25 protein-coding genes are annotated in these 25,059 nt (G+C 60.5%); 9 read left to right on the top strand and 16 right to left on the bottom strand.

What is annotated here, in order from left to right; genetic code table 11:
- Positions 1 to 288: 288 nt before the first annotated feature.
- Positions 289 to 1,011 (top strand): transcriptional repressor LexA, encoded by a 723-nt coding sequence (gene lexA / locus KO492_RS02310; protein ID WP_216043484.1) that lies wholly within the window; start codon positions 289 to 291, stop codon positions 1,009 to 1,011.
- Between the two features lie 71 nt (positions 1,012 to 1,082).
- Here the strand turns inward: lexA and KO492_RS02305 are convergent, their stop codons facing one another.
- Positions 1,083 to 3,245: a ComEC/Rec2 family competence protein gene (locus tag KO492_RS02305; RefSeq protein WP_216043483.1), complete on the bottom strand. Its 2,163-nt coding sequence runs from the start codon at positions 3,243 to 3,245 to the stop codon at positions 1,083 to 1,085.
- 81 nt (positions 3,246 to 3,326) lie between these two features.
- Here KO492_RS02305 and gltX point away from each other — a divergent pair, with 81 nt between their 5' ends.
- Positions 3,327 to 4,781 carry a glutamate--tRNA ligase gene (gltX, locus tag KO492_RS02300; protein ID WP_216043482.1) on the top strand — a complete coding sequence of 485 codons (1,455 nt, stop codon included), beginning with the start codon at positions 3,327 to 3,329 and terminating at the stop codon, positions 4,779 to 4,781.
- Positions 4,782 to 5,073: 292 nt separating this feature from the next.
- A complete protein-coding gene (gene gltA, locus KO492_RS02295) occupies positions 5,074 to 6,372 on the top strand; it encodes a citrate synthase (protein WP_216043481.1) in 1,299 nt (432 codons plus the stop codon).
- Between the two features lie 108 nt (positions 6,373 to 6,480).
- Here gltA and KO492_RS02290 read toward each other — a convergent pair whose 3' ends face one another.
- The 13 genes from KO492_RS02290 to KO492_RS02230 form a co-directional block, all read right to left on the bottom strand.
- Positions 6,481 to 7,257, bottom strand: coding sequence for an enoyl-CoA hydratase-related protein (locus KO492_RS02290; protein ID WP_216043480.1), 777 nt, complete (start codon positions 7,255 to 7,257; stop codon positions 6,481 to 6,483).
- Between the two features lie 114 nt (positions 7,258 to 7,371).
- Positions 7,372 to 7,821, bottom strand: a complete 450-nt coding sequence (locus KO492_RS02285; RefSeq protein ID WP_216043479.1) for a cytochrome c-type biogenesis protein — start codon at positions 7,819 to 7,821, stop codon at positions 7,372 to 7,374.
- Positions 7,818 to 9,800 carry a heme lyase CcmF/NrfE family subunit gene (locus tag KO492_RS02280; protein ID WP_216043478.1) on the bottom strand — a complete coding sequence of 661 codons (1,983 nt, stop codon included), beginning with the start codon at positions 9,798 to 9,800 and terminating at the stop codon, positions 7,818 to 7,820. The genes KO492_RS02285 and KO492_RS02280 overlap by 4 nt, the downstream gene beginning before the upstream one ends.
- Before the next feature lie 180 nt (positions 9,801 to 9,980).
- Positions 9,981 to 10,403, bottom strand: coding sequence for a hypothetical protein (locus KO492_RS02275; RefSeq protein WP_216043477.1), 423 nt, complete (start codon positions 10,401 to 10,403; stop codon positions 9,981 to 9,983).
- A complete protein-coding gene (locus KO492_RS02270; protein WP_216043476.1) occupies positions 10,400 to 10,537 on the bottom strand; it encodes a hypothetical protein in 138 nt (45 codons plus the stop codon). The genes KO492_RS02275 and KO492_RS02270 overlap by 4 nt, the downstream gene beginning before the upstream one ends.
- Positions 10,534 to 10,722, bottom strand: coding sequence for a hypothetical protein (locus KO492_RS02265; protein WP_216043475.1), 189 nt, complete (start codon positions 10,720 to 10,722; stop codon positions 10,534 to 10,536). The genes KO492_RS02270 and KO492_RS02265 overlap by 4 nt, the downstream gene beginning before the upstream one ends.
- Positions 10,712 to 11,311 carry a holin family protein gene (locus KO492_RS02260; RefSeq protein WP_216043474.1) on the bottom strand — a complete coding sequence of 200 codons (600 nt, stop codon included), beginning with the start codon at positions 11,309 to 11,311 and terminating at the stop codon, positions 10,712 to 10,714. Before KO492_RS02260 ends, KO492_RS02265 begins: the two co-directional genes overlap by 11 nt.
- Positions 11,302 to 11,913, bottom strand: a complete 612-nt coding sequence (locus tag KO492_RS02255) for a holin-associated N-acetylmuramidase (protein ID WP_216043473.1) — start codon at positions 11,911 to 11,913, stop codon at positions 11,302 to 11,304. Before KO492_RS02255 ends, KO492_RS02260 begins: the two co-directional genes overlap by 10 nt.
- Positions 11,914 to 12,062: 149 nt before the next feature.
- Positions 12,063 to 12,437, bottom strand: coding sequence for a thermonuclease family protein (locus tag KO492_RS18845; protein ID WP_354668218.1), 375 nt, complete (start codon positions 12,435 to 12,437; stop codon positions 12,063 to 12,065).
- A 369-nt stretch (positions 12,438 to 12,806) separates the two neighbouring features.
- Positions 12,807 to 13,250: a cytochrome c maturation protein CcmE gene (gene ccmE / locus KO492_RS02245; protein WP_216043705.1), complete on the bottom strand. Its 444-nt coding sequence runs from the start codon at positions 13,248 to 13,250 to the stop codon at positions 12,807 to 12,809.
- A gap of 52 nt (positions 13,251 to 13,302) precedes the next feature.
- Positions 13,303 to 14,331, bottom strand: coding sequence for an N-acetyl-gamma-glutamyl-phosphate reductase (argC, locus tag KO492_RS02240; RefSeq protein WP_216043472.1), 1,029 nt, complete (start codon positions 14,329 to 14,331; stop codon positions 13,303 to 13,305).
- 142 nt (positions 14,332 to 14,473) lie between these two features.
- Positions 14,474 to 15,286: a glutamate racemase gene (gene murI / locus KO492_RS02235; RefSeq protein WP_216043471.1), complete on the bottom strand. Its 813-nt coding sequence runs from the start codon at positions 15,284 to 15,286 to the stop codon at positions 14,474 to 14,476.
- Between the two features lies 1 nt (position 15,287).
- A complete protein-coding gene (locus KO492_RS02230) occupies positions 15,288 to 16,211 on the bottom strand; it encodes a lysophospholipid acyltransferase family protein (RefSeq protein WP_216043704.1) in 924 nt (307 codons plus the stop codon).
- Between the two features lie 313 nt (positions 16,212 to 16,524).
- Between KO492_RS02230 and KO492_RS02225 the strand changes: the two genes are divergently transcribed.
- From KO492_RS02225 to grxD, 5 genes are all read left to right on the top strand, one after another.
- A complete protein-coding gene (locus tag KO492_RS02225) occupies positions 16,525 to 17,436 on the top strand; it encodes a LysR family transcriptional regulator (protein WP_216043470.1) in 912 nt (303 codons plus the stop codon).
- A 451-nt stretch (positions 17,437 to 17,887) separates the two neighbouring features.
- The gene (purL, locus tag KO492_RS02220) at positions 17,888 to 20,047 is read left to right on the top strand and encodes a phosphoribosylformylglycinamidine synthase subunit PurL (protein WP_216043469.1); all 2,160 of its coding nucleotides are present in this window, start codon (positions 17,888 to 17,890) and stop codon (positions 20,045 to 20,047) included.
- Positions 20,048 to 20,113: 66 nt separating this feature from the next.
- The gene (locus KO492_RS02215) at positions 20,114 to 20,599 is read left to right on the top strand and encodes a hypothetical protein (RefSeq protein ID WP_216043468.1); all 486 of its coding nucleotides are present in this window, start codon (positions 20,114 to 20,116) and stop codon (positions 20,597 to 20,599) included.
- Positions 20,600 to 20,664: 65 nt separating this feature from the next.
- Positions 20,665 to 20,895 (top strand): BolA family protein, encoded by a 231-nt coding sequence (locus KO492_RS02210; protein WP_216043467.1) that lies wholly within the window; start codon positions 20,665 to 20,667, stop codon positions 20,893 to 20,895.
- 127 nt (positions 20,896 to 21,022) lie between these two features.
- The gene (gene grxD, locus KO492_RS02205; RefSeq protein ID WP_216043466.1) at positions 21,023 to 21,382 is read left to right on the top strand and encodes a Grx4 family monothiol glutaredoxin; all 360 of its coding nucleotides are present in this window, start codon (positions 21,023 to 21,025) and stop codon (positions 21,380 to 21,382) included.
- Between the two features lie 82 nt (positions 21,383 to 21,464).
- On the opposite strand, the gene KO492_RS02200 is transcribed toward grxD, so the two are convergent.
- Positions 21,465 to 21,878: a cell division protein ZapA gene (locus tag KO492_RS02200; protein ID WP_216043465.1), complete on the bottom strand. Its 414-nt coding sequence runs from the start codon at positions 21,876 to 21,878 to the stop codon at positions 21,465 to 21,467.
- A gap of 3 nt (positions 21,879 to 21,881) precedes the next feature.
- Positions 21,882 to 22,562: a hypothetical protein gene (locus tag KO492_RS02195; RefSeq protein WP_216043464.1), complete on the bottom strand. Its 681-nt coding sequence runs from the start codon at positions 22,560 to 22,562 to the stop codon at positions 21,882 to 21,884.
- Positions 22,563 to 22,896: 334 nt separating this feature from the next.
- Between KO492_RS02195 and tkt the strand changes: the two genes are divergently transcribed.
- Positions 22,897 to 24,918, top strand: coding sequence for a transketolase (tkt, locus tag KO492_RS02190; protein ID WP_066605926.1), 2,022 nt, complete (start codon positions 22,897 to 22,899; stop codon positions 24,916 to 24,918).
- The last annotated feature ends 141 nt before the right edge of the window (positions 24,919 to 25,059 follow it).

Here is a 25,059-nt window from a genome sequence, read left to right as displayed (position 1 = left end):
AGCGGTAGAACATTCTCGGAACATAGTGGAAAACCCATCTGGGGTTTGACCCATTCAGGCGGCCCCGTGCGGTTTCAACACCACGCCACACAGGGCCTTTTGAACGGCGGCGAGTCAGGGACCGGACTCAGAAAAATGCATATATCGGGCGCTATTCCCCCCGTTCCTGTGCATTGGGTCCCGTCTGCGGAACGTCGTCTTGATGCGGGTCATGCGCCAGTCGGGACAGGACAAGACCGAACAGGTCATCCCCGCAAACAAAATCGGGGACAGAAGAGGACCGAGCCGATGCTGACGAAAAAACAACTCCAGCTTCTGGATTTCATCAACACGCGCATGCAGCGCGACGGGGTGCCGCCCTCCTTTGACGAAATGAAAGAGGCGCTGGACCTGCGCTCCAAATCCGGCATTCACCGGCTGATCACGGCGCTGGAAGAACGCGGTTTCATCCGCCGCCTCGCCCATCGTGCGCGGGCCATTGAAATCATCAAGCTGCCCGAAAGTCTGGGCGGCGCGCCCTCGGCTCCGACATCGGCGCAGGCCTCTGGTTTCAGACCGCGTGTGATCGACGGTGACCGTCCCGATGCGCCCCCGCCCGCAGGGGCTCTGGATGTGGAGGCCATCTCCGCCATCACCCTGCCGATCATGGGCAAGATCGCCGCGGGTGTGCCGATTGAGGCGGTTGCGGACGGGGCCACGAATGTGGCTGTCCCCGGCTCCATGCTCTCCGGTCGCGGCAACCACTACGCGCTTGAAGTCAAAGGAGAATCCATGATCGAGGCTGGTATCAACCACGGCGATATCGTGGTCATTCGCGAAACCAGTCAGGCCAAGGATGGCGACATTGTTGTGGCGATGGTCGAGGGCTATGAGACCACCCTCAAACGCTACAAACGCCAAGGCGACATGATCGCGCTGGAGGCGGCCAACCCCGCCTTTGAAACCCGCGTTCTGCCTGCGGATATGGTCGAGGTTCAGGGCAAGCTGGTCGGGTTGATCCGCAGCTACTAAAGCCCACGATTGAACCGCGATAAACCTTGATTTTCATGACACGCCGCGCTGCACCCCAGCGCGGCGTGTCTTTATCTTTCCCTCTGCGCAAGCCGCACCTCTCCGGCCTCAGCCGCTCCGAAGCGCATCCCCAAAGCGACAGGCGGCCTCTTGGCCCGCGCCTCACGCACCGTTACAGCCTTGCCCTCCCGCAGTTCCGGCGTGTTCCAGTATCGCGCTCCGGCGACCCCATAGGCCGTGTCGAGCCACAACGCACCGCGCTCCTCCCGAAATGCCAGCGCCCCGCTCTGACGCAGCACAGCCAGATCAATCACAAGACAGGGTTCCGGCCTCGCGCCCTCCCAAACCTTGTTGACGATCACCAGATCGGCGTGCCGACAGGCCGTTTGCGCGGCCTCCTGCCAGCCCCGCCCCGTAACATGCTTGATCCGCACACCTGCCACATCCAACGGCGGCATGGGACGGGCGGCAGCACGCGCCTGATCCGGCCTGTCACCGTCATTCTCCAGCCAGACCCGCGCGGCAAACCCTGCGCCCTTGGGCTTGGACAGCGCACGCCCCTCGGCGCTAAAACGCCCGACCAAGCCCCCGTCATCAGAGACCAGAAGTGCCGGACGCTCATGCAAGGCCCAGAGCAGAAAGCCCGCTGCAACCGGCAGGACACCCAGAACCTGCCAGCGCCCGCGCCAGAGGATAACAAACACTCCCCCCAAGGCGATCAACGGCAACGTGGCCGGCGGCGGCGCGGCAATACGGCTGACCGCGCCCTCCCATGAGGACACGGTGCCGGCCACAAAGAGTATCCAGCGAATCCCCTGCCCCATCACCGCAAGCGCCAGCCCCTGTAGCCCAAAAGGCGTGAGCAACAACGCCAGCACTGCCGAGGGCATGACCACCGCGCCCATCACCGGCACGGCGGTGACATTGGCGATCAACCCGTAATCGGAAATCCGGTTGAAATGCGCTGCCGCCACGGGGGCCGTCGCAATCCCCGCCACCGCAGAGGACAGCACCACCGTTGCCAATCCACGCAACCAGCGCGGCCAGCGCGTCATGAGCGACATGCGCCGCACAATCGAGAAGACCGCGACAAGGGCTGTGGTCGCCGCGAAAGACATCTGGAAACCGGGTTCGGGGAGCACTTCGGGCTGGATCAGCAGGAGAATCAAGGCTGCTAAGGCCACGGCACGCAGCGAGATGGCTTGCCGATCCAGCAACACCGCCACGAGCATGACGGAGACCATGACAAAGGCCCGCTCGGTCGCCACGTTAAAGCCCGACAAGGCGAGGTAGAAACCACCCGCGGCCAAGGCTCCGGCGGCGGCGATTTTCTTGATCGGCCATGTGAGCGCCGCGCCGGGGATCATCGCCAGCATCAGTCGCAGCGCATAGAACACCGCCCCCGTCAGAAGCCCCATATGCAGGCCGGAAATCGCCAGAAGATGCGAAAGGTTGGCCCCGCGTAGCGCCTCGGCGGTGCCAAGGGAAATGCCCGAACGATCCCCTGTCAGAATGGCGGCGGAAAAGGCTCCGATCTGGCCGGAAAGGCGTGATTGCAAGGCTGTCGAGAGGCTTTGCCGCAACTGGTGCACCCAGAGCAAGGGCGTGGGGTCGCTCTCCGCCACGCGCAGCACAGGCACCCGCGTGTAGCCCACCGCCCCCAGCCGGTCGAACCACGCCATGCGCTGGAAATCAAAGCCCCCCGGCTCCGTGGGCCCCGGTGGCGGGGAGAGATGTGCGGTCATGGCCAGACGCATACCGGGAGCGGGGCTGACGAAATCCTGCCGCCCGTGCAGGGACACACGCACCCGCGCAGGCACCCGCTCCGGCGAGACATCACGCAGCACCACCTCGTCCAGCGTTAGCCGCAGGGCATCGGAGGCGGAGCGGTCGATCTTGATGACCCGCCCCTCGACAGGGCCATAGTAGCGAAACCCCAACACAGGTTCGGCCACCAGATGCGTGCGCAGACCAGCGTTCACAAATCCGCAGATCACAGCCACCACCGCGATCAACAGTGGGGCCGCGCGGGGCGGCATCCGGCGCAAAGCCAGAAGCGCCAGCGCCCCCGCCCCTGCAAGCGCCCAAAGCAGAACACGGGACGGTTCAAGCGATTGCGCAAAGAAAAGACCGATGCCCACGGCAAAACAGACCGGCAGCCAGAGGAACAACCGCCCGTGCTGTCGGTCGACGATGTCGAGGGGGATCTGTAGCAATGACGTGAGGGCGCGCACCCTTGTTTCCCCTTCCACCTTCGCTTATGCCGAGTGACGAAAATCATCCGCCAACATGGTTACCAAAAGGTTAATTCTCCCATGTCCCCAGCCCAGTCCGAAACCGCCTCCCATACGCCTGTCGTCACTCGCATCGCCCCTTCGCCCACAGGGGACATGCACATCGGCACCGCCCGCACCGCCCTGTTCTCATGGCTTTATGCGCGCGGACGTGGCGGCAAGTTCCTGCTGCGGATCGAGGACACGGATCGCGCACGCTCGACGCCCGAGGCGACGCAAGGCATTCTCGACGGCATGGCATGGCTCGGACTGGACTATGACGGCGAGGCGGTGAGCCAGTTCGAACGCGCCGAGCGTCACGCCGAAGTCGCCCGCGAGATGCTGGCGATGGGCAAGGCCTACAAATGTTTCGCCACCCAAGAGGAAATCGCCGCCTTCCGCGAAGAGGCCCGCGCGAAAAAGGAAAGCACCCTGTTCCGCTCGCCGTGGCGTGATGTGCCCGAATCCGACCACCCCGATGCGCCCTATGTGATCCGCGTGAAAGCCCCGCGCGAAGGTGTCACCGTGGTCAAGGACAAGGTGCAAGGCGATGTGACCTTCAAGAACGACCAGCTTGATGACATGATCCTGTTACGCTCGGACGGTACACCGACCTATATGCTGGCTGTTGTTGTCGATGACCACGATATGGGCGTGACCCATGTGATCCGCGGGGATGACCACCTCGCCAATGCCGCACGGCAAATGACGATCTACGAAGCAATGGGCTGGCCGCTGCCGGTCTATGCACATATCCCGCTGATTTTCGGGCCGGACGGCAAGAAAATGTCGAAACGTCACGGCGCGGTCGGAGTGAAGGAATATCAGGCCATGGGCTATCCGGCGTCAGGCATGCGCAACTACCTCGCACGGCTGGGCTGGTCACACGGGGATGACGAGTTTTTCACCGACGAACAGGCGATGGAATGGTTCGATCTCGATGGAATCAACAAGGCGCCTGCCCGCTTTGACACCAAGAAGCTGGAGAATATCTGCGGGCAGCATATCGCGATCCTGCCGGATGCTGAAATCTTGAGCGAAATTGACGGCTACCTGGCAGCCTCTGGCGCACAGGCCCTCTCGGCAGAACAAAAACAGCGACTTTCCGAGGCGCTGCCCTGCCTGAAAGGTTCTGCGAAGATTTACCCGCAACTCATTGAAAAGGCGCGATTTGCGTTTGTATCTCGTCCGGTCGACATGGATGAGAAAGCGCAAAAACAGGTCAATTCAGTATCCAACGGTATACTGGAAGAATTGACGCCGCACCTGCAAAATGCTAGCTGGAACCGCAACGCATTGGAGGAGGCGATTGGCCGCGTGATGGAGACAATGGAGCTTGGGTTCGGGAAAATTGCCGGACCTTTGAGATCCGCTCTCGCAGGCCGGGCTGTCACCCCAAGTGTTCTTGACATGATGTTGGTCCTAGGACGCGAGGAAACTCTGGCGCGGATCAACGATTTCCGGGAGTTTGTATCGGAAAACATGACATCGGAATAAGCGACCGGATCCTTCGGAATTGGGATCGGGTCACGCGGGTGACCGGATCAAAACGGTCACGGCAAGAGTTGAACCGGAGCGCCTGCTCCGGAACGGGCCGAGAGGCTCAGGGGATTGCGACGTTTGAAACACGGCACGCCCCCTGTCCGGACCGGCCACAGACGGACCCGCGTGAGGGTCCAAGCCCATAGGATGTCCGGGAAGACGCCCGGGCGCCCGCCAGACCACCAGCGGCCTCTCGGCCCATCTGATAAGGACGACGAGAGGACCGCTGCCAACCGAAGGAATGACGATGGCAGACACTCAGAAAACCGCGACCCTGACGCTCGACGGGCAATCTTACGATCTTCCTGTTTACTCTCCCACTGCTGGCCCGGATGTCGTTGATATCCGCAAACTCTATGCACAGGCCGGCGTGTTCACCTATGATCCGGGTTTTACTTCCACCGCGTCTTGTGAAAGTGCGATCACCTTCATCGACGGTGGCGAAGGCGTGCTCTTGCACCGTGGCTACACCATCGGCGATCTGGCCGAGAAATCCCACTTCCTTGAAGTGTGCTACCTTCTGCTCTACGGGGAACTGCCGACCGCGGCACAGATGGAAAAATTCGAGAACACCGTGACCCATCACACGATGGTGCACGAGCAGATGCTCAAATTCTTCTCCGGTTTCCGCCGCGACGCCCACCCGATGGCCATCATGGTCGGTGTGGTCGGGGCCATGTCCGCCTTCTACCATGACTCCATCGACATCGCAGATCCGCACCAGCGCGAAGTGGCCACCATCCGCCTGATCGCCAAAATGCCGACCATCGCTGCGATGGCGTATAAATACACGATCGGTCAGCCCTTTGTGTATCCGCGCAACGATCTCGACTACGCGTCGAACTTCCTCAACATGTGTTTCTCGGTTCCGGCCCAGACCTATGAGGTCAACCCGATCCTGTCGCGCGCAATGGACCGTATCTTTACGCTTCATGCCGATCACGAGCAGAACGCCTCGACCTCGACCGTGCGTCTGGCCTCATCTTCGGGTGCCAACCCGTTTGCCTGTATTGCTGCCGGCATCGCCTGCCTCTGGGGTCCGGCGCATGGTGGTGCAAACCAGGCCTGCCTCGAAATGCTGCGCGAAATCGGCACTGTGGACCGCATCCCCGAGTTCATCGCCCGCGCCAAGGACAAGAACGATCCGTTCCGCCTCATGGGCTTCGGGCACCGCGTCTACAAGAACTTCGACCCGCGCGCGACGGTGATGAAACAGTCCGCCGACGAGGTTCTCGAACTTCTGGGCGTCGAAGACAACCCGACGCTTCAGGTCGCCAAAGAGCTTGAAAAAGCTGCTCTGGCCGATCCGTATTTCGCGGAGAAGAAACTCTTCCCGAACGTCGATTTCTATTCCGGCATCATTCTGGAGGCCATGGGCTTCCCGACCGAGATGTTCACCCCGATCTTCGCGCTCTCGCGCACCGTCGGCTGGATTTCCCAGTGGAAAGAACAGATCGAGGATCCGGCCATGAAAATCGGTCGTCCGCGTCAGCTCTACACCGGCGCCACCCAGCGCCCCTATGTGAATGTCGAAGATCGCGACTAAAGCTTTCCCGACATGCTGAAATAGCAAAACCCGCCTCTTTCGAGGCGGGTTTTCTTTTGAGTATTTGAGGCACAAAGGAAACAAAGCTCCTGTGCGCCTATGGACGGATTAACGCCCCTCGTAGCGGGGTTTGCGTTTTTCCAGAAAAGCCATGACACCCTCTTTGAAATCACGGGTCTGACCGCAACGGTTTTGCAGCTTGGCCTCCAGCGCCAGTTGTTCCTTGAGCGTGTTGTCATAGGAGGCGTGCAGGGCGTCTTTGAGGTAGCGATAGGAGGCGGTCGGACCTTTGGCGAGATAGGCGGCGCGGGCCTGCCAATGGGCCTCGAAATCCGCATCCTCAACGGCCTCGTAGATCATTCCCCAATTCATGGCCTGTGTGGCGGTGATCTCGTCGGCAAAAAGCGCGGCGCCCATAGCGCGGGCCAGCCCGGCAAGGCGCGGGAGCATATAGGTGCCGCCTGCGTCCGGGATGAGGCCGATGCGCGAGAAGGCTTGCAGGAAGACAGCGGATTGCGTGGCGATCACCACGTCGCAGGACAGCGCGAGGGAGGCCCCTGCCCCCGCCGCAGTGCCGTTCACAGCGGCGATGGTGGGCACGGGGCTGTCATGGATGGCATGGACCATAGGCTCATACTCATCGCGCAGCGTGCGTTCGAGATCAGCCGTGGCGGCATCCACGCCATCGCCCAGATCCTGACCGGAGCAAAAGGCCCGTCCCTCTCCCGTCAGCACGATCACGCGGGCGGATTTGGCCGCATCGCGCACCGCATGGGTGATCTCGGCGCGCATCTGGGTGTTGAGCGCATTGAGCACCTCGGGACGGTTGAGCGTCACCACGGCGATATTGTTGTCCTCGGTATAGCGGATGGTTTCATATTGCATGGTGCGTCTCTCTCCCGTTGCTTGTGCTCAAAATAGCGAAGCACCGGACAAAAGGAAGAGAAACGCCCCGTCACGACACTGTAGACTTACGATGCAGACTGTCCGAAACGCGCTTTAGTCCTGAAGCAGGTTTTCGAGGCGGCGCTTTTCCTCATCCGTCAGTTCCGCAACCTCGGGCTCCTTGCCGCGGCGGCGGATGAACCCGATGCCGATGCCCAGAGCGAGGATCAGCATGGCGGGGCCCGCGATCCAGAGGAGTTTGTTGGCCCCTGTCAGTGTCGGTTTCAACAGCACATATTCGCCGTAGCGGTCCACCACATAGTCCACGACCTCGTCATCGCTATCCCCCGCGACCAGCCGTTCGCGCACCAGAAGGCGCAGATCACGGGCCAGTTCCGCGTTGCTTTCGTCGATATTCTCGTTGCGGCAGACGAGGCAGCGTAGCCCTTGGGAAATGTCGCGGGCGCGGGCCTCCATGACGGGATCGGGCAGCACTTCGTCGGGCTGAACGGCAAAGACCGGCACGGCTGTCAAAAGCGCGATGACAAGGAGCAGGTGTTTCATTCGGCAGGCACTCCTTTGGCCGCGACCTTGCGCGGGGTTTGCGCCTTGCGCGCCCCTGCGGCAACGCGGTAGCGGCGGTCTGTGAGCGACAGGAAGCCGCCAAGCGCCATGATGATCGTCCCGCCCCAGATCCAGTTGGCCAGAGGCTTGATATAGGTGCGCACGGCCCAGCCGCCATTGGACTGGATGTCCCCGATCACCAGATAGATGTCACGCAGGAAACCGTTATCGATCCCCGCTTCGGTCGTGGGCATCTGGGCCACCGGATAGGAACGTTTTTCGGGATGCAATGTGGCGATGTGCTTGGCGTCCTTGAACACCTCCATCGTGGCCATTGTGGTGATGTAGTTCGGCCCCTGCTGACGCTCGACGGCCTCCAGAGCGATGGTATAGCCCGCCACGTCAAAGGATTCACCGATCTGCACCACACGGATGTCCTCAACCGTCCATGCGGTCAGACCGGAGATGCCCGCCATAGTGATGCCAAGCCCGCCATGGGCCAGCAGCCGCCCCCAGTCCGCGCGCGGCAGACGGGTCAGACGGGACAGGTTTACGCTCTTGCCGGTGCGCAGCAGGATGTCTTGCACGGCTCCGGCCACAAGCCATGTGCCAAGCGCAAGACCGATGGGACCAAGCAGGGTTTTCTGTGTCTGGATCGACCAGATGAGGCCAAGCACCGCAAGCGCCAGAATGAGCGACGGGAGGAGCTTTTTGACGCTCGCGCCCAGCTTGGCACGTTTCCACGGCAGGATCGCCCCGATCGGCAGCAGGATCGCCAGAGCCACGAAGAAAGGCGTGAACGCCGCATCAAAGAACGGCGCCCCGACGGAGAGTTTGCGCGCCCAGAGGGCTTCGGCCACCAGCGGCCAGATCGTACCGATAAAGACGACGAGCGATGAGACCGCGAGCAGGATGTTGTTGATGACCAGCGCACTTTCGCGAGAGACCAGAGCGAAGACGCCCTTGGCCTGCATGACACCGGCACGCAGGGTGAAAAGCGCCAGCGCCCCGCCCATGAACACAGCAAGGATCAGCAGGATAAAGACGCCGCGTTCGGGGTCATTGGCAAAGGCATGAACCGAGGTGATCACGCCCGAGCGCACGAGGAAGGTGCCGATGAGCGAAAAACCGAACGCCATGATCGCCAGCAGAATAGTCCAGCTTTTGAGCGTCTCGCGTTTCTCGACCACAATGGCGGAGTGCAACAGCGCGGCGGCAAAGAGCCACGGCATGAGCGAAGCATTTTCCACCGGATCCCAGAACCAGAACCCGCCCCAACCCAGCTCGTAATAGGCCCACCACGAGCCAAGGCCGATGCCGATGGTCAGAAAGACCCAAGCCGCAAGCGTCCAGGGCCGCACCCAGCGCCCCCAAGCGGCGTCCACACGGCCTTCGAGCAGGGCCGCCACAGCAAAGGAAAAGGTCATGGAGAGGCCGACATAGCCGAGATAGAGAAACGGCGGGTGAAAGGCGAGACCGGGGTCTTGCAAAAGCGGGTTCAGATCCTGCCCGTTCATCGGCGGCATGGCAAGGCGCACAAACGGATTGGACGTAAAGAGGATAAAGGCCAGAAATGCTACGCCGATGGAGCCCTGAATACCGATCACACGCGCGCGCAACGTGGCCGGAATATTGCCGCCGAACAGCGCCGCGGTGGCCCCGAACAGGGCAAGAATCAGAACCCAGAGCAGCATGGAGCCCTCGTGGTTGCCCCAAACGCCGGAGACCTTGTAGAGCATTGGTTTGAGCGTGTGGGAGTTTTCCACCACCACTTTGAGCGAGAAATCCGAGGTCACAAAGGCATAGGTCAGCACACCAAAGGAAAACGCGATCAGCACAAACTGGATCATCGCCGCAGGTTCCCCCACGGCCATAAGCGCCTGATTGCGGGTCTGCGCCCCCCAAAGCGGAAGAACAGTCTGTGCCAAGGCCACAGCAAAGGCCAGCACGAGGGCGAAATGTCCGAGTTCAACGAGCATGGTGGCTTCCTCTTTTGCCCCGTTCTATCCCAGCGCGACGCCTCCGCCAATGGGCTGTGCGCCAATGTCGCAAGCAAAATGCGACCTCACTCCCACCTGCTGTAAAATCACAGCCGGAAACGCCATGGAGAAAAGGGGCCAAACCGGCCCCTTCCCCGTCTCTTCCCACCCCCATGCGCTTCAAAGCGCCAAAAGGACCCCGAAAGAGACAAGCACCGCGCCGAACACCGGCCAGAGAAACGACAGGCCCGACAGGCCGAAACTGCCTTGAATCACCGAAAAGTGAATCACCGCTCCGCTGATCAGCAGCGAGAGGAACACAAACAGCACCGCAGTCTCCAACCCCCAGAGCGGATTCTGTGCGATCTGCATCGCCCACCAGCACCCGATGGTCAGCCCCGATCCCGCCCATGAGAGCGACATGCCCAAGGCCAGAGGCGTGGCGCGCAACTGCCATAGCCACAGAAACGTGGCCGAGATCGTCAGCGCCATGAGCGCAATCGCCCCGTAGGCCAGCAAAAGCGCCTGCTCCAGCCCCAATGTGCCCGCCGCCAGACAACCCGCGCCCAGAACGAGGCCATACAGTGTCATCACCTGTTTCATTGTTCCAACATCTCCTTGACGACCGCGTCCAATGCCTCCGCTGCAGCCCTGTTGCGCGCCACTGCCTTGCTCAATGCTTCGCCGAGCCAGAGGCTGTGCAATCTCTGCCAGATCCAGCACATATGATGCGTCATATCCGTCCCCCTCTCGGCAGCCGCTCGCGGATCATCGTGGTCATCTCCACAAGGATCTGCGTGTTCTTGTCCAGCACCGCGCGGGTCGCCTGATCCTTTTGCAAATCGCGGTAGAGCAGAAAGAACACCATGAGCGCCCAAGGCCCGTGTTCGGACAGCGCACGGATCAAAGCATCACTCATCATGCCCTGCCCTCCATGCCGTGAGCGCGGGGTTGGGCGCTTCGCTGCCCGGCACCGAAGGAGGCTCTGCTTGCGCCCTGTCTGCGGGAGCGATGCTTGCGGGTATCTGTGCGCCACTGGCCCCCGCATCCAGCGCCTTGAGGGCCGCGATATTGGCTTTGACTTGTGGAACCTGCGCCACAGAAGCGGCAACAGAGCGTTGAAACTCCTGCGATTTCACTTGATAGCGGGCGCCGAAATAGAAAGACACGATAGTGCCCAAGAGCCACCAGAGCGGCTCGGGGACCAGCGCAATGCCCTGCATCCGTGAGGCAAACCAGACCGGATCGACCATGGCCGAAATACACAGCCCGATGGTGCCGAATGCCATCAAGGGACGCGGCACGCGGTTGAGCCCGTCCATGAACCGGTCGAAATGCCCTTTGCGCTCCATGGCAAATTCGGAGGCGAATTGTTCCAGAGCCGCCGCACGGCTTTTGGCTTCGCGGGAGGCGGAGTTTTCCGAGTTTTCGAAAAACACCTCCGCCGTGTCCTTGAGTACATTGCGCCCCTCGCCGAAAAGCAGTTCGAAGACTTTGCCGATCATCCCCATGAGGCCACCCGCGCCGCATGTTCGGCCTCTGTCAGATGATAGCGCGGCGAGATAAACTCTTCCGCGCGGGTGATCCAGCCGCCCTTGCCACCATCACGCCGCCGCGCATATTTGCGTGCACTGGGCCGCCGGTCTGCCAGCGCATAATAGTAATTCCGCCGCGCAATGCCGTAAGCATCCGCGAGATGATGCGGTGCCAGAGACTGCGCCAGAAACGCCGCCTCGATGGTCTGTGGCCCGATCACACCGTCAATGGCGATGCGCTGCCCCATGTCATTGAGAAGCCTCTGTAAAATCCGCACCGCATTGCTGCCCGCGTTCACATACATGTCGAAAACACTCGCCTGTAAACAGGGGGGCAATTCGTCGATACGCGGGCGGTGAAAGTAATGCTCCACGAAAATGTCGCGGGCTTTCACACGGGTCAGCCGCTTGACATCACGCGCACTCACCTGACCATCGCCGTCGAGATCAATCCCGAGCCGTTGCAGCGTGTCCTGCGTGACCCCGTATTTGGTCGCCCCGCCCGGATCATCCGGATCGTTGACATAGCCACCCTCGCGGGCGACGATTTCCATCGCGATTTGCTGTACTGTTTTCATATGCCTCAATCCCACCAATTGACGGGATCAGGCTGACGCAAAAAGGTTAATACCGGCGGAAACCACCGCACGCCTGCAGATTTACGGTTTGGTTACATTTACGGTTTGGTTTCCATGTCTCCCATCAGGGAAGCGCCGCCACAGAAGCTTCAGGCGTTCTCTTGCCGCTCTTTCTGCTTGGCATCGTATTTGTCCCAAATGTGCATCCGGCCCTTTTGACGGGCATCGGCCAGCCAGAGTTTCTTGCGCACATCCGGCACTTCCAGCGATCTATACGCGCCATCGGAAAATTTAGGCCAGTCTATCGCAAGACCGAGTTTCACCATTTCCGCAGACAGATCGCGCCCGTCCGGCAAAAAGCACTTGGCCACCGTGCGCCCATGCGCATCCACATCCGTGACCTCGGCTTTGACCTCCTGACCTTTGCAAAGTTTCACCAAGGCCCATTTCGCCTTTTTCCCGTAGGGGTGGTTCATTTCGGGAGCATCAACACCAAAGAGCCGGATTTGCGTCTTTCTGATCACAACCGTATCGCCATCCACGACATAGGCCCGCCCCCGAATGACGGGCTTTTCTACCGCATCCCGCGCTGTTTTCTCGTTGAACGGACTGGGCGTTGGCGGCGCATAATAGGTTGGCCGGCTCTCGGATGGTGCCTTCCCGGATGGAGACCTCTTGGGAAAAGGGATCACGGACGGCGGGGTTTCTTCTCGCTCCGAGCGTATTGGATCCTTTTTCTCCCTCAGGAAGAAAAATAGGCCCGCGATTACCGCAATAAAAATAAGTCCCTCAATCAAAATCCCGTCTCCCCTAAAATCAGGAGATATAAAACGCGGGCTTTATTGAGATTTCAAGGAAAACATCGATTTTTATGAGGGCCGTCGTGCGCGCCCTTAGCTCTCCGGCTCTACATAAACGCCGGTTTCCTTGAGCGAATCCATCACCTCTTTGGGCATGTAGGTCTCGTCATGTTTGGCCAGAATTTCAGTCGCCACAAAGACCCCGTCCACCATGGAACCGGTGCCGATCATGCCTTGGTTCTCGCCGAAGAGATCCGGCAGGACGCCTTCAAAGGACACAGGGACACTCTCTGCCCCGTCGGTGACGGTAAAGGTCACATGCGTGCCCTCGCCACGGACCAGAGAGCCCCCTTTGACCAGCCCGCCCAAGCGGAAAATCTCGCCTTCGCGGGGCGGTTCGGAGACAACTTTCGACGGATCGCGGTAGAGGTTGATCCCGTCACGGAAGGCGTAGCCGATGAGCGATACCGAGACGAGCAGAGCCAGAGCCGCGATGAAAACCACCTGAATACGGCGTTTCTTTTTCAAGTTTTTCAAGCCTGCCATGGTGTCTCTCCTCAGCCCCGCTCGGGGTGCGATCAAGGGTGGATTACGGATACACGGGCGCGTTCATGAGACCGGTGGTCTCGTCGAGGCCCAGCATCAGGTTGGCGTTCTGGATGGCCTGACCGGACGAGCCTTTGGTCAGGTTGTCGAGCGTGCCGATCACGATGGTGCGTCCCGCGATCCGGTCCGCGACCACGCCGATATGACAGAAATTCGAGCCGCGCACCTGTTTCATCGCGGGCGTCTGGCCAAAGGGCAGCACCTGAATGAAAGGTTCGTTCATATAGGCCTCGGCCAAAGCATAATGCACGGCACCGGCTTCGCCCTGCACATAGGCGGTGGCGAGGATGCCGCGTGTGGCGGGCACGAGATGCGGGGTGAACTGGATGCGCACGTCCCGTCCGGCAATCTTGGAGAACTCCTGATCGAATTCGCCCAGATGGCGGTGCTTGCCCCCGACCGCATAGCCGAAGGCATTGTCTTCCAGCTCGCCGAAAAGCAGGTGTTCTTTCAGGGACCGCCCCGCGCCGGACACCGCGACCTTGAGATCAAGGATGATCTGGTCGAGATCAATCACACCGGCAGCAATGAGCGGGCGCAAGATGAATTGCCCCGTGGCCGCGTTGCAGCCTGTCCCCGCCACGAGCCGCGCGGTTTTGATCTCGTCGCGGTAGAATTCGGTGAGACCATAGACCGCCTCGCCCTGCAGATCGGTGGCGGAATGTGGCTTGCCATACCATTTCTCATATTCTTCAGGGTCGCGCAGACGGAAATCTGCCGAGAGATCAACCACTTTCGTGGTGGCAGGAAGGTCCTTGATCACCGCTTGCGAGGTGGCATGAGGCAAGGCGCAGAAGGCCAGATCGACCTGCGTGAAGTCAATGTCGGCAATCTTGCACAGTGCGGGCAGGTCCATGTGGCGCAGATGCGGGTAGACCTCCGCCATCTCCATGCCCGCCTTGCGGTCACCGGAGAGCGCCACAATCTCCATCATCGGATGGGTCGCGATCAGGCGGACAAGTTCGGCCCCAGTGTATCCGGAAGCTCCAAGAATGGCGATTTTATAAGTCATGTCTGTCGTCTCTCACATCGGCCCAGCCTGTCCCTTGACCGTGATCAAGTCGGGCCCTCAATTTAGAAGGATTCTGAATTCGGCGCAATTGCGACCCGTGGGCGCAGGCTCCAAGCCATGCGAGGTCACCTGCCATACGGGGTCACGCTTTGGTAAACTCGACTTTTCGTCGCAAAAACTGCGTCGCTCCGCGCGAGACTTTGGCCGGATCACCTGTGGTCAGAAACAGGCTCTCTGTCCCCTCGCCCAACATTTTCGGGTGCCGCGCCAGATAGTCGGCAAGGCTTTCGGCCACCAGATTGGCCTGACTGAACACACGCACGTCCTCGCCAAGCGCCTCCTGAAAGGCCGTTTCCATGATCGGGTAATGGGTGCAGCCCAAAATCGCCGCGTCCGGTGTCGGCATCTTGCGTTTGAGCGCATCGACATGGGAGCGCACCAGCGCATCGGCGAGGATCATATCGCCCTCCTCGATGGCATCGACCACACCGCCACAGGCCTGTGCCTCCACATCAACGCCGATGGCGCGGAAGGCCAGCTCCCGCTGGAAGGCGCGCGAGGCCACCGTCGCGGGCGTGGCAAAAAGCGCGATATGTTTGACAGCCACCTCACGCGGCGGGGAATTGTCGCCCCACTGGCGTTCGGTAAGCGCCTCGATCAGCGGCACAAAGACGCCCAACACACGTTTCTCCGGCGGGATCCAGCTTTCCTGCATCCGGCGCAGCGCGGCGGCCGAGGCCGTGTTACAGGCGAGGATCACAAGATCGCATCCCGCGTCCCAGAGCCGCTCCACCGCTTGGGTGGTCAGGTTGTAGATGTCATCGGCCGAGCGCACACCGTAAGGCGCATGGGCATTGTCCCCGAAATAGACCAAAGGCACATCGGGAAGACGTTTCGAGACCGCGTCATAGACCGTCAACCCACCCAGTCCACTGTCAAAAATGCCCACTGCCATATCAATACCGATCCTTCAGACCCTTGCGAGGCTTGGCCCCATGTTCCGCCTTGCGGTCCGTTCTGTGTTTCGCTTCGAACTCAAAGCCAAGCCCGGCCTCTGCCAAGGGCTTTTGAGATAGTGAATAGGTCTCGGCACGCAGAAAATCCATCAACTTTTTCGGGTCCCCGCGAAATTCGGCCAAACGCTCCGGCCCGATGGGCTCGCCAATTGCCACGCGCACCGGTGTGCCGACCCGCGCGCGGAACTCGCGGATCAACAGCCCCATGCGCAGGGTCGAATGGAGATGGCTTGCCAACTGGAACAGGCGTGAATTGGCCCCGTCAAAATAGACAGGCACCACGGTCGCACCGGATTTTGCCACCATTTTCGCGGTAAACGCCCGCCAGTTCGGGTCCATCGGGCGCCCCAGCGGCTTGGCCGCCGTGGACACCGTGCCGCCCGGAAAAATACCGATACAGCCGCCCTCGGAGAGATAGCGCAGTGCCTCCTTGCGGGTCTCCAGATTGAGCGCCACGGCGTCTTTGCTTTCCTCGAAAGAAATCGGCAGGATCACGCGGTCGATATCTTCGGCCTTCTTGAACACCCGATGGGCCAGAATGCGAAAGTCGCCCCGCGTGACCGACAGCATATGGCCCAGCATCAAGCCGTCAAGAATCCCGTAAGGATGATTAGCCACCACGATCAGCGGCCCCTCTGCGGGAATATCCGTCAATGCGCCGCGCACGACGTCAAGGCTCAACCCGTAGCGCTCCGCCATCACGGCCCAGAAATCACGGCCCTCCGCGACATCCGCATCATAGCCCTCTGCGCGCCGGATCAAGCCGATCCGCCCCGTGGCGTTTTCCATCAGACGGATCAATGTCCGCCCGACGCCGGTCGCCGCCGAACTCGCATAGGAGATGTCGCGGGCAACCTGCCGCATATCCAGCTTTGCCTCTGCGCCCGCCTGCGCCGGCTCGGCGTCCGCCTCACGGTCTTCGACTTGCGTCATTTGTCACCCTTCCCCGATCGTCTGGTGAAGATAGGCAAACATCCACGCAATGCCAAGACGCGGACACCGCCGCCCTACGCCCTAAAAACTTGCATTTGCCCAACAGTTCTGCGGCAATTTGTGTGACCTAACTGCAATTTGCTTGCGATTTATGCAAAAACATCGAAATAAGCGGCCAAAACACATCGTCGTTCCCATGTCCTGTGACTATATGAATGGCGTTGTATGAGAACAGGTGACGGGTATGGACTGGGACAAGCTGAGAATTTTTCACGCGGTGGCGGATGCGGGGTCTTTGACTCACGCAGGCGATACGCTGCATTTGAGCCAGTCTGCCGTCTCGCGCCAGATCCGCGCACTTGAAGAATCGCTCTCCACCACCCTGTTCCATCGCCACGCCCGCGGCCTGATTCTGACAGAGCAAGGCGAATTGCTATTCGAGGCAACCCGCGCCATGGCGAAACGTCTCGACGCTGCCGCTGCCCGCATTCGTGACAGCGAAGAGGAAGTCTACGGCGAGCTGCGTGTCACCTCGGCCACAGGGTTTGGCACGCTCTGGCTCGCGCCGCGCCTGTCGAAACTCTATGACAAATACCCCGAGCTCAAAATCGACCTGATGCTCGAAGAACGCGTGCTTGATTTGCCCATGCGCGAGGCGGATGTGGCCATTCGGATGAAAGAGCCGAGTCAGGCCGATCTGATCCGCAAACGGCTGATGAACATCCGCATGCGTCTTTTTGCGACAAAAGAGTATCTCGACAAACACGGGATGCCCGAAAGCGTGGACGATCTCTCGTCGCATCGCCTGATCTGTCAGAACCCGAATGCACATCAGGTCGCCGCCGGTGCGCGCCTTGTCGAGGAGTTGAATGAACATGACATCCGCTCCAAGCTCTTTGTGAACAACTATTTCGGTGTGCTTCAGGCCGTGCTCAACCATCTGGGCGTCGGGGTTCTGCCCGACTACCTCGTGGAAAGCGCGCCACATCTGGTGCGTGTACTCCCCGATCTGGAAAGCGGCGAAGTGCCTGTTTTCCTCGCCTACCCCGAAGAACTTCGCCATTCGAAACGGATCGAGGTTTTCCGCGACTTCATCACCGAGGAAATCAACGCCCACCGCCGCAACATGCGGGACGAAGATGAGACCAAAGCTTGAGCCATTCCCAGCCGCATTCCACATGCGACACAGACGGATAGCGCGAAACGCGGCGATGGGGACGCACCTACGCCCTATGCGCCAACCTCTCGGCCCGACAGGTTCCGAGAAATGACCCTCACAACAGCCGCTTCGCAGCCTTCCCGTCAGGCTATGCGATTTCTGCATGGCGGCATTGCGCCGCATGCGCAGAAATTTCCTTGAACGATTCACAAACTGCCCCTAAATGCAGCATTGAGGCCGCCAATTGAGGAAACTCGCGGCGGTTTTACCTCCCTGTTGGACTTAGGCCGAGCTTTGCTCGGCCTTTTTTTTGTTCTCGGATATAAACGGCCGGTTTTGCCGTGCCAGCCCCTGTTCAAACGCGGTTCCAATGCCTTTGCCCCTTCCCCAAAGCCGTCAAACATCTTATGAGGACGCCAAAGACGACGCTTCCGCTTAGGGGACCCCAATGACCGAACCAGCCATCACCGAGGACATTATCGCCGCTCATGGTCTCAAGCCGGAGGAATACGCAGAAATCCTGCGTATTCTGAACCGCGAGCCGACCTTCACGGAGCTGGGCGTCTTTTCGGCGATGTGGAACGAGCATTGCTCCTATAAATCCTCCAAGAAACACCTGCGCGGCCTGCCCACATCCGGCCCGCAAGTGATCTGTGGTCCCGGCGAGAACGCCGGTATTGTCGATATTGGCGACGGGCAATGTGTGGTGTTCAAGATGGAAAGCCACAACCACCCCTCCTACATCGAACCCTATCAGGGTGCGGCCACGGGTGTTGGCGGCATTCTGCGTGACGTGTTCACCATGGGAGCACGACCGATTGCGGCGATGAACTCGCTCTCCTTCGGCGTCAAGGATCACAAGAAGACCAAACAGCTTGTGCACGGCGTGGTCGAGGGCGTTGGCGGCTACGGCAACTGTTTCGGCGTGCCGACGGTCGGGGGCGAGGTGCGCTTCCATGAGGCCTATAACGGCAACTGCCTTGTGAACGCCTTTGCCGCCGGTCTCGCCGATACGGACAAGATTTTCTACTCCGCCGCCTCCGGTGTCGGGATGCCCGTGGTCTATCTCGGCGCGAAAACCGGCCGAGACGGTGTCGGTGGTGCGACGATGGCCTCCGCCGAATTCGACGACACCATCGAGGACAAACGCCCCACTGTGCAGGTGGGCGACCCGTTCACCGAGAAATGCCTGATGGAAGCCACGCTCGAACTGATGGCCACAGGGGCCGTGATTTCCATTCAGGACATGGGCGCCGCGGGCCTGACCTGTTCTGCTGTGGAAATGGGGGACAAGGGCAAGCTGGGCATCCGCCTTGATCTCGAAAACGTGCCGCAGCGCGAAGAGAACATGACCGCCTACGAGATGATGCTCTCCGAGTCTCAGGAACGGATGCTCATGGTGCTCAAGCCGGAAAAAGAGGCCGAGGCCCGCGCCGTGTTCGAGAAATGGGATCTGGATTTTGCTATCGTTGGCGAAACAATCGCAGAAGATCGTTTCCTCATCATGCACAATGGCAAATGCATGGGCGATCTGCCGCTGTCCACACTGGCCTCCTCCGCACCGGAATACGACCGCCCGTGGGAGCCGACCCCCGCTGCCGCCCCCGTCGAGGACGTGCCGCAAATCGATCCGGTAGACGGGCTGAAAGGTCTGATCTCCTCGCCCAACTACACGTCGAAAGCATGGGTCTACGAGCAATACGACACGCAAGTCATGACCGACACGGTCCGCGCACCCGGCCTTGGTGCCGGTGTTGTCCGCGTGCATGACACCGGCAAGATGCTGGCCTTCACCTCCGACGTGACCCCGCGCTACGTCAAGGCCAACCCCGTCGAAGGCGGCAAACAGGCCGTGGCCGAAGCCTTCCGCAATCTCTGCGCCGTGGGGGCCAAACCGCTGGCAACCACCGACAACCTGAATTTCGGCAACCCCGAAAAGCCCGAGATCATGGGCCAGTTCGTCGGCGCGCTGGACGGGATCGCCCAAGCGGTCTCCTTCCTCGACATGCCGATCGTGTCGGGCAACGTCTCGCTCTATAACGAAACCGACGGCGAAGGCATCCTGCCCACCCCCACCATCGGCGCGGTGGGCCTGATCTCCTCGGAAGACGAACTGATCTCCGGTCTGGCTCAAAATGGCGATGTGGCCATTCTCGTTGGCGAGACTGAAGGCTGCCTCGGCCAATCGGCTCTGCTTTACGAAGTGTTTAACCGTCAGGACGGCGATGCGCCGCATGTGAATCTGGCCGATGAAAAGCGCAACGGTGACTTCATCCGCACTAACGGGGCGCTCTTCCATGCCGTGACCGATCTCTCCGATGGCGGGCTGGCACTGGCCGCGTTTGAACTGGCCGATGAAGCGGGCGTCGGCGTCCATCTCGACAGCGATGACACAGCCACGCTCTTTGGCGAAGATCAGGCGCGCTACCTGATCGCCTGCTCCTTTGATCAGGCCGAAGCCCTCATGGTCGCCGCCGCCCAAGCGGGCGTGCCCGTGGCCTCTGTCGGCAAATTCTCCGGCGACACGGTAAGCTTCGGCGCCTCCAGCGCACCGCTTGGTGAGTTGAGCGCGATCTATCGCAACAGCTTCGGTGAAATCTTCGGCTAAGTTTCCTTTGTGCCAAAATACTCAAAGAAAGGCCCGCTCGCGGGCCTTTTGCTTTATGAGACCACTATGACCGACCTGCCCGAACTCACCTCCGATTGTGCAAACTGCGCGGCCCTGTGCTGCGTGGGGTTGACGCTCGACAAAGGCGCGCTGTTCTCTTTCGACAAAGCGGCAGGCACCCCCTGCCCCAATCTGCGCGGGCATCTGTGTTCCTGCCACGAGACGCTCGAAGAGATCGGCAATCGCGGCTGTGTGCTCTATGATTGCGCGGGCGCGGGCCAAAGGGTCACGCAGATGCGGTTCAACGGCGAAAGCTGGCGGGATGATCCGACGCTCTTGCCCGCGATGATCCGCGATTTCAAGCGGCTCAAACCCTTGCATGAGCGGATGAAGCAACTGCGCGAGGCCGGACAGGTCCATCTGCCCGTCGATCTCGAAACCGAACGCCAGCGGCTCCTGCGCAAATGCGCGCGGCTTTGGGCAGACACGCCGACATTGGCCGCAGATTACGACCGGTTCCTGAGCGCCCTTGCACAGCATCACACCGCCTGAACGCTTGCAGCGCCGCCTGACAGTGCTTACATTTCACAACGACGACCAACGAAGGAGCGCCCTACATGGCCATCACCGCCGCCGATATCGAAAACCTGATCCGCGCTGGATTTCCGGACGCAAAAATCATTGTTCAGGGAGATGACGGTCAGCATTTCGCCGCAGAGGTGGTGGACGCCTCCTTTGCGACAATGAACCGGGTGCAGCAACAACGCGCCGTCAATGCGACGCTGAAAGAAAAGCTCGACAGCGGCGAGTTGCACGCACTGGCGCTCACCACCCGCGCCCCCGATTAAGCGGACCCTCTGGTCGAAACGCGGGAAACGCCCTATATACTGCACAAAACCGCGCAAAGCGTCCGCGCCGACCTCAACAAATTCCGACTTCGCGGACTCCGTGGAGATCATCCAAAGGACATTGACCATGACTGCTCAAGAAACCATCCAGAAAACCGTCTCCGACAATGATGTCGTTTTGTTCATGAAAGGCACCTCGCAGATGCCGCAATGCGGTTTCTCGTCGAAAGTGGCGGGAATTCTGAATTTCATGGGGGTCGACTATACCGATGTGAACGTGCTGGCCGATCAGGACATCCGTCAGGGGATCAAGGATTTCTCCGACTGGCCCACCATCCCGCAGCTTTACGTCAAAGGCGAATTTGTCGGCGGCTGTGACATCGTGATCGAAATGACTCTTTCGGGCGAGCTGGACCAGATGTTCGCGGACAAAGGCATCAGTTTTGACACGGAAAAAGCCGAACAGATCCGCGCCGCCAACAGCTGATTGCCGGAAGTCAAAGCACATAGAAAAGGCCTGCGGTCATACCGGCAGGCCTTTTTTTATATCTGTTTCTCTGTCGAGAAAATCAGTTCTCGAAAGTATCCGTCACGCCCAGACGTTCTTCAAAGGCTGCCGCCATGCTTTCAGCCCGTGCGGCCATTTCCGCCAGACTGTCCATCACTTCCCCCGGCACCACCGGCACCTCGATCTTTTGCGGTTCGGGTTCGGGACGCGCACGCATTTCTTCGATCAGCGCCTCTTGTGCGCCAAGTTTGCTTTCGAGATTGCGCATCTGCTCTTCCATACCCGCGGTCTTGTCCGCCAGCATCAGCCCCGCCATCAAAAGCATCCGCTCCGCAGGCAAACGCCCGATCTGGCTCGACAGGACCGAGGCCTCATTGTCCAGAAGCTGCGCCGCCGCTTTGAGGAAATGTTCTTCGCCCGCCTGACAGGCCACTTCAAACTCGCGTCCGCCGATGGAAATTTTCACTTCGGGCATGATTTAAACCTCCTCATCCGGGGTGATCTGCGCAGCGGCGGGATTGGGGGCGGCTTCGAATACGGGGGCTGAGGTGTTGCTCTCCGGCGATGCAGGGGCGGTCTCTGCCCCCTCTTCCGGTGCCGCGTCTGCTGCAGGTGCTTCAGAGGTCTGACCCACGGTCTCCGTATCCTGCTGCTGTCGCGCCATGACGGCTCGCAACTCGGTCAGGATCGCGTCCAGCTCCGTCACATCCGCCGCGCGCGTCACCTTGAGCGCCTCAAGCTCTGCCCGCATCCCGCTGTCGATCAGGTCGGCATTGCCCACCCCTTCGGCATTGGCCTCGCGCAGGGCCGTGTTGTTCTCGCGCAATTGCGTGTTCACAAGGCGCAGTTTCTGCATCTCGCGGTCATGATCCGCCAGTTGCCGCCGGAGTGTCTCCACCTCGGTCTCCAGCGCGGCCACATGGGTCTCCTGACGCTCGTGAATGGCTTTCACGCGGGTCTCCAACTGGCTGTTGGCCGCTTTCTCCTCGTCCAGCGCGTCACGCAGGCGGGCAATCTCCGCCTCAAGCTCCTCGCTGGCGATTCCCCCCGCCGCCTCTGCGGCCATGGTCTCGGCGCGCTCTTCAGCCACCGCAACAGCCCGCCCGATCCGCTCAAGCGCTGCTGTAATCCGGGCTTCGAAATCGGAAATCTCGCTCATTGCCGTCCACTCATACTCTGCTCAATCGGCCCTCTCGCGTCCTTTTGACGCCCTATCCGGAGCCATGAAAGCCGAAACTTCCTTTGTCCTCAAGGGCGAAGCGCGCGGGCTTCATCCGTTTTCTCTTGATTCGCGAGCCTAGCCTATAGGACCGGAATTACCAATATGCGACCGCAAAACCGGCGAAAACCAACCGCAGCCCCTGTTTCCTTTGGTCTCACAGGCCGCTGGCGGCTTGCACTTTGACGCTACATCGGTAACAGAGGGCACAGAGGCCGGAATACGCAGATTTGCTGCGGTTTTGGCACTGTTGGAGCCTAAAGGAGATCCGCCCGTGGATATCGCAAAGCTGCGCGAGGCGCACCCCGATCACTGGATGCGTGCTGCCGCCATCCGCACCCTGACGCTCGATGCCGTCGCTGGTGCCAATTCCGGTCACTCCGGCATGCCGATGGGCATGGCTGATGTGGCCACCGTGTTGTTCGGCAAGCATCTCAAATTTGACGCCGCCGCCCCCACTTGGCCGGACCGCGACCGGTTCATCCTGTCGGCAGGCCACGGCTCCATGCTGATCTATTCCCTGCTCTATTTGACCGGCTACAAGGAAATGCCGATTGAGGAGATCAAGAACTTCCGTCAGATGGGCGCGAAAACCGCAGGCCATCCGGAGAACTTCCTTCTCGACGGCGTCGAAACCACAACCGGCCCGCTGGGTCAGGGCATTTCCAATGCGGTGGGCTTTGCTATGGCCGAAGAGGCCCTGCGCGCCCGTTTTGGCAAGAAGCTTCAGGATCACTACACCTATGTGATGGCCGGTGACGGTTGCCTCATGGAAGGCGTGTCCCAAGAAGCCATCGCGCTCGCCGGTCGTCAGAAACTCGGCAAGCTCGTTGTGTTCTGGGACAACAACAACATCACCATCGACGGCACCGTGGACATCGCGGACCGCACCAACCAGCCGATGCGCTTCAAAGCCGCCGGTTGGCATGTGCAGGAAATCGACGGGCACGATCCGGAACAAATCGACGCCGCCATTGAGGCCGCGAAGAAATCCAAGAAACCGTCGATGATCGCCTGCAAAACCCACATCGCTCTGGGTCACGCGGCACAAGACACCTCCAAAGGCCACGGCGCTCTGACCGATGCGGACCAGCTTGCCGCGGCCAAAGCCGCCTATGGCGTGGACTGGGGCCCCTATCAGGTCGCCGCCGACGTCAAGGCCCAGTGGGAGGAGATCGGCGCCCGTGGTCGCGAAGAACGCACTGCATGGGAAGCCCGTTTTGCCGAGCAAAGCGAGCGCCGTCAGGCCGAATTCAACCGCGTTTTCGCAGGTGAAGCGCCGAAAAAGCTCTCCGCCACGATCAAGGCGTTCAAGAAACAGATTTCCGAAGAACAGCCGAAAATGGCCACCCGCGCCTCGTCGCAAAAAGTGCTTGAAGTGGTCAATCCGATCATGCCCGAGACCATCGGCGGCTCTGCGGATCTGACCGGTTCGAACAACACGCTCACCGGCGATATGGGGGTCTTTGACGAGACCAACCGCAAAGGCCGTTACGTCTATTACGGCATCCGCGAACACGGCATGGCGGCTGCGATGAACGGCATGGCGCTGCATGGCGGTATCCGTCCTTACGCGGGCACGTTCTTCTGCTTCACCGATTACGCCCGCCCCGCGATGCGTCTGTCAGCCTTGATGCAGATTCCGGTGACCTATGTGATGACGCATGACTCCATCGGTCTTGGCGAAGACGGTCCGACCCACCAGCCGGTCGAACATCTCGCCATCTGCCGCGCAACGCCCAACACGATGACGATCCGTCCGGCCGATACGGTCGAGACGGCGGAAGCATGGGAAATCGCGCTCACTTCGCAAAAGACGCCCTCTGTTCTGGTGCTGACCCGTCAAGGCGTTCCAACGCTGCGCACGGAGCACAAGAACACCAACCTCGTCTCCAAAGGCGCCTATGTGCTGGCCGAGGCCGAAGGCAAACGCGAGGCGATCCTGATCGCTACCGGTTCCGAAGTGGCCATCGCAATGGAAGCGCGCAAGATGCTGCAAGACAACGGCATCGGCACCCGCGTGGTCTCCATGCCCTGTATGGAACTGTTTGCCGAACAGGACGAAGCCTACCGTCGCAAGGTTCTGCCCGCAGGTCCGGTGCGCGTCGGCGTCGAAGCCGCTGTGCGTGCTGGCGGCTGGGATCGCTGGCTTCTGGGCGAGCGTGGCCGTGAGGCGAAACAAGCCTTCGTGGGTATGACCCGCTTCGGAGCCTCTGCCCCTGCCGGTGAGCTTTACGAGAAATTCGGCATCACCGCCGACAATATCGTGGCGCAGGTGAAAGCCCTTCTCGGCTGATCGCCTCACAGGGTTCGGATCCTTTGGTTCCACCCAGCCCTTTTCAGGAAACGCCCGCCGATTCGGTGGGCGTTTTTTGTGGCATATGATCCAGATCATCGCTGCAAAGCCTCTGCGGCAGGACACTCCCTCCATTCAATC

Origin of the sequence: Celeribacter halophilus (genome assembly GCF_018860305.1) — a bacterium.
Taxonomy (GTDB): Bacteria; Pseudomonadota; Alphaproteobacteria; order Rhodobacterales; family Rhodobacteraceae; genus Celeribacter; species Celeribacter halophilus_A.
This window is presented reverse-complemented; position numbering and strand designations above follow the sequence as displayed.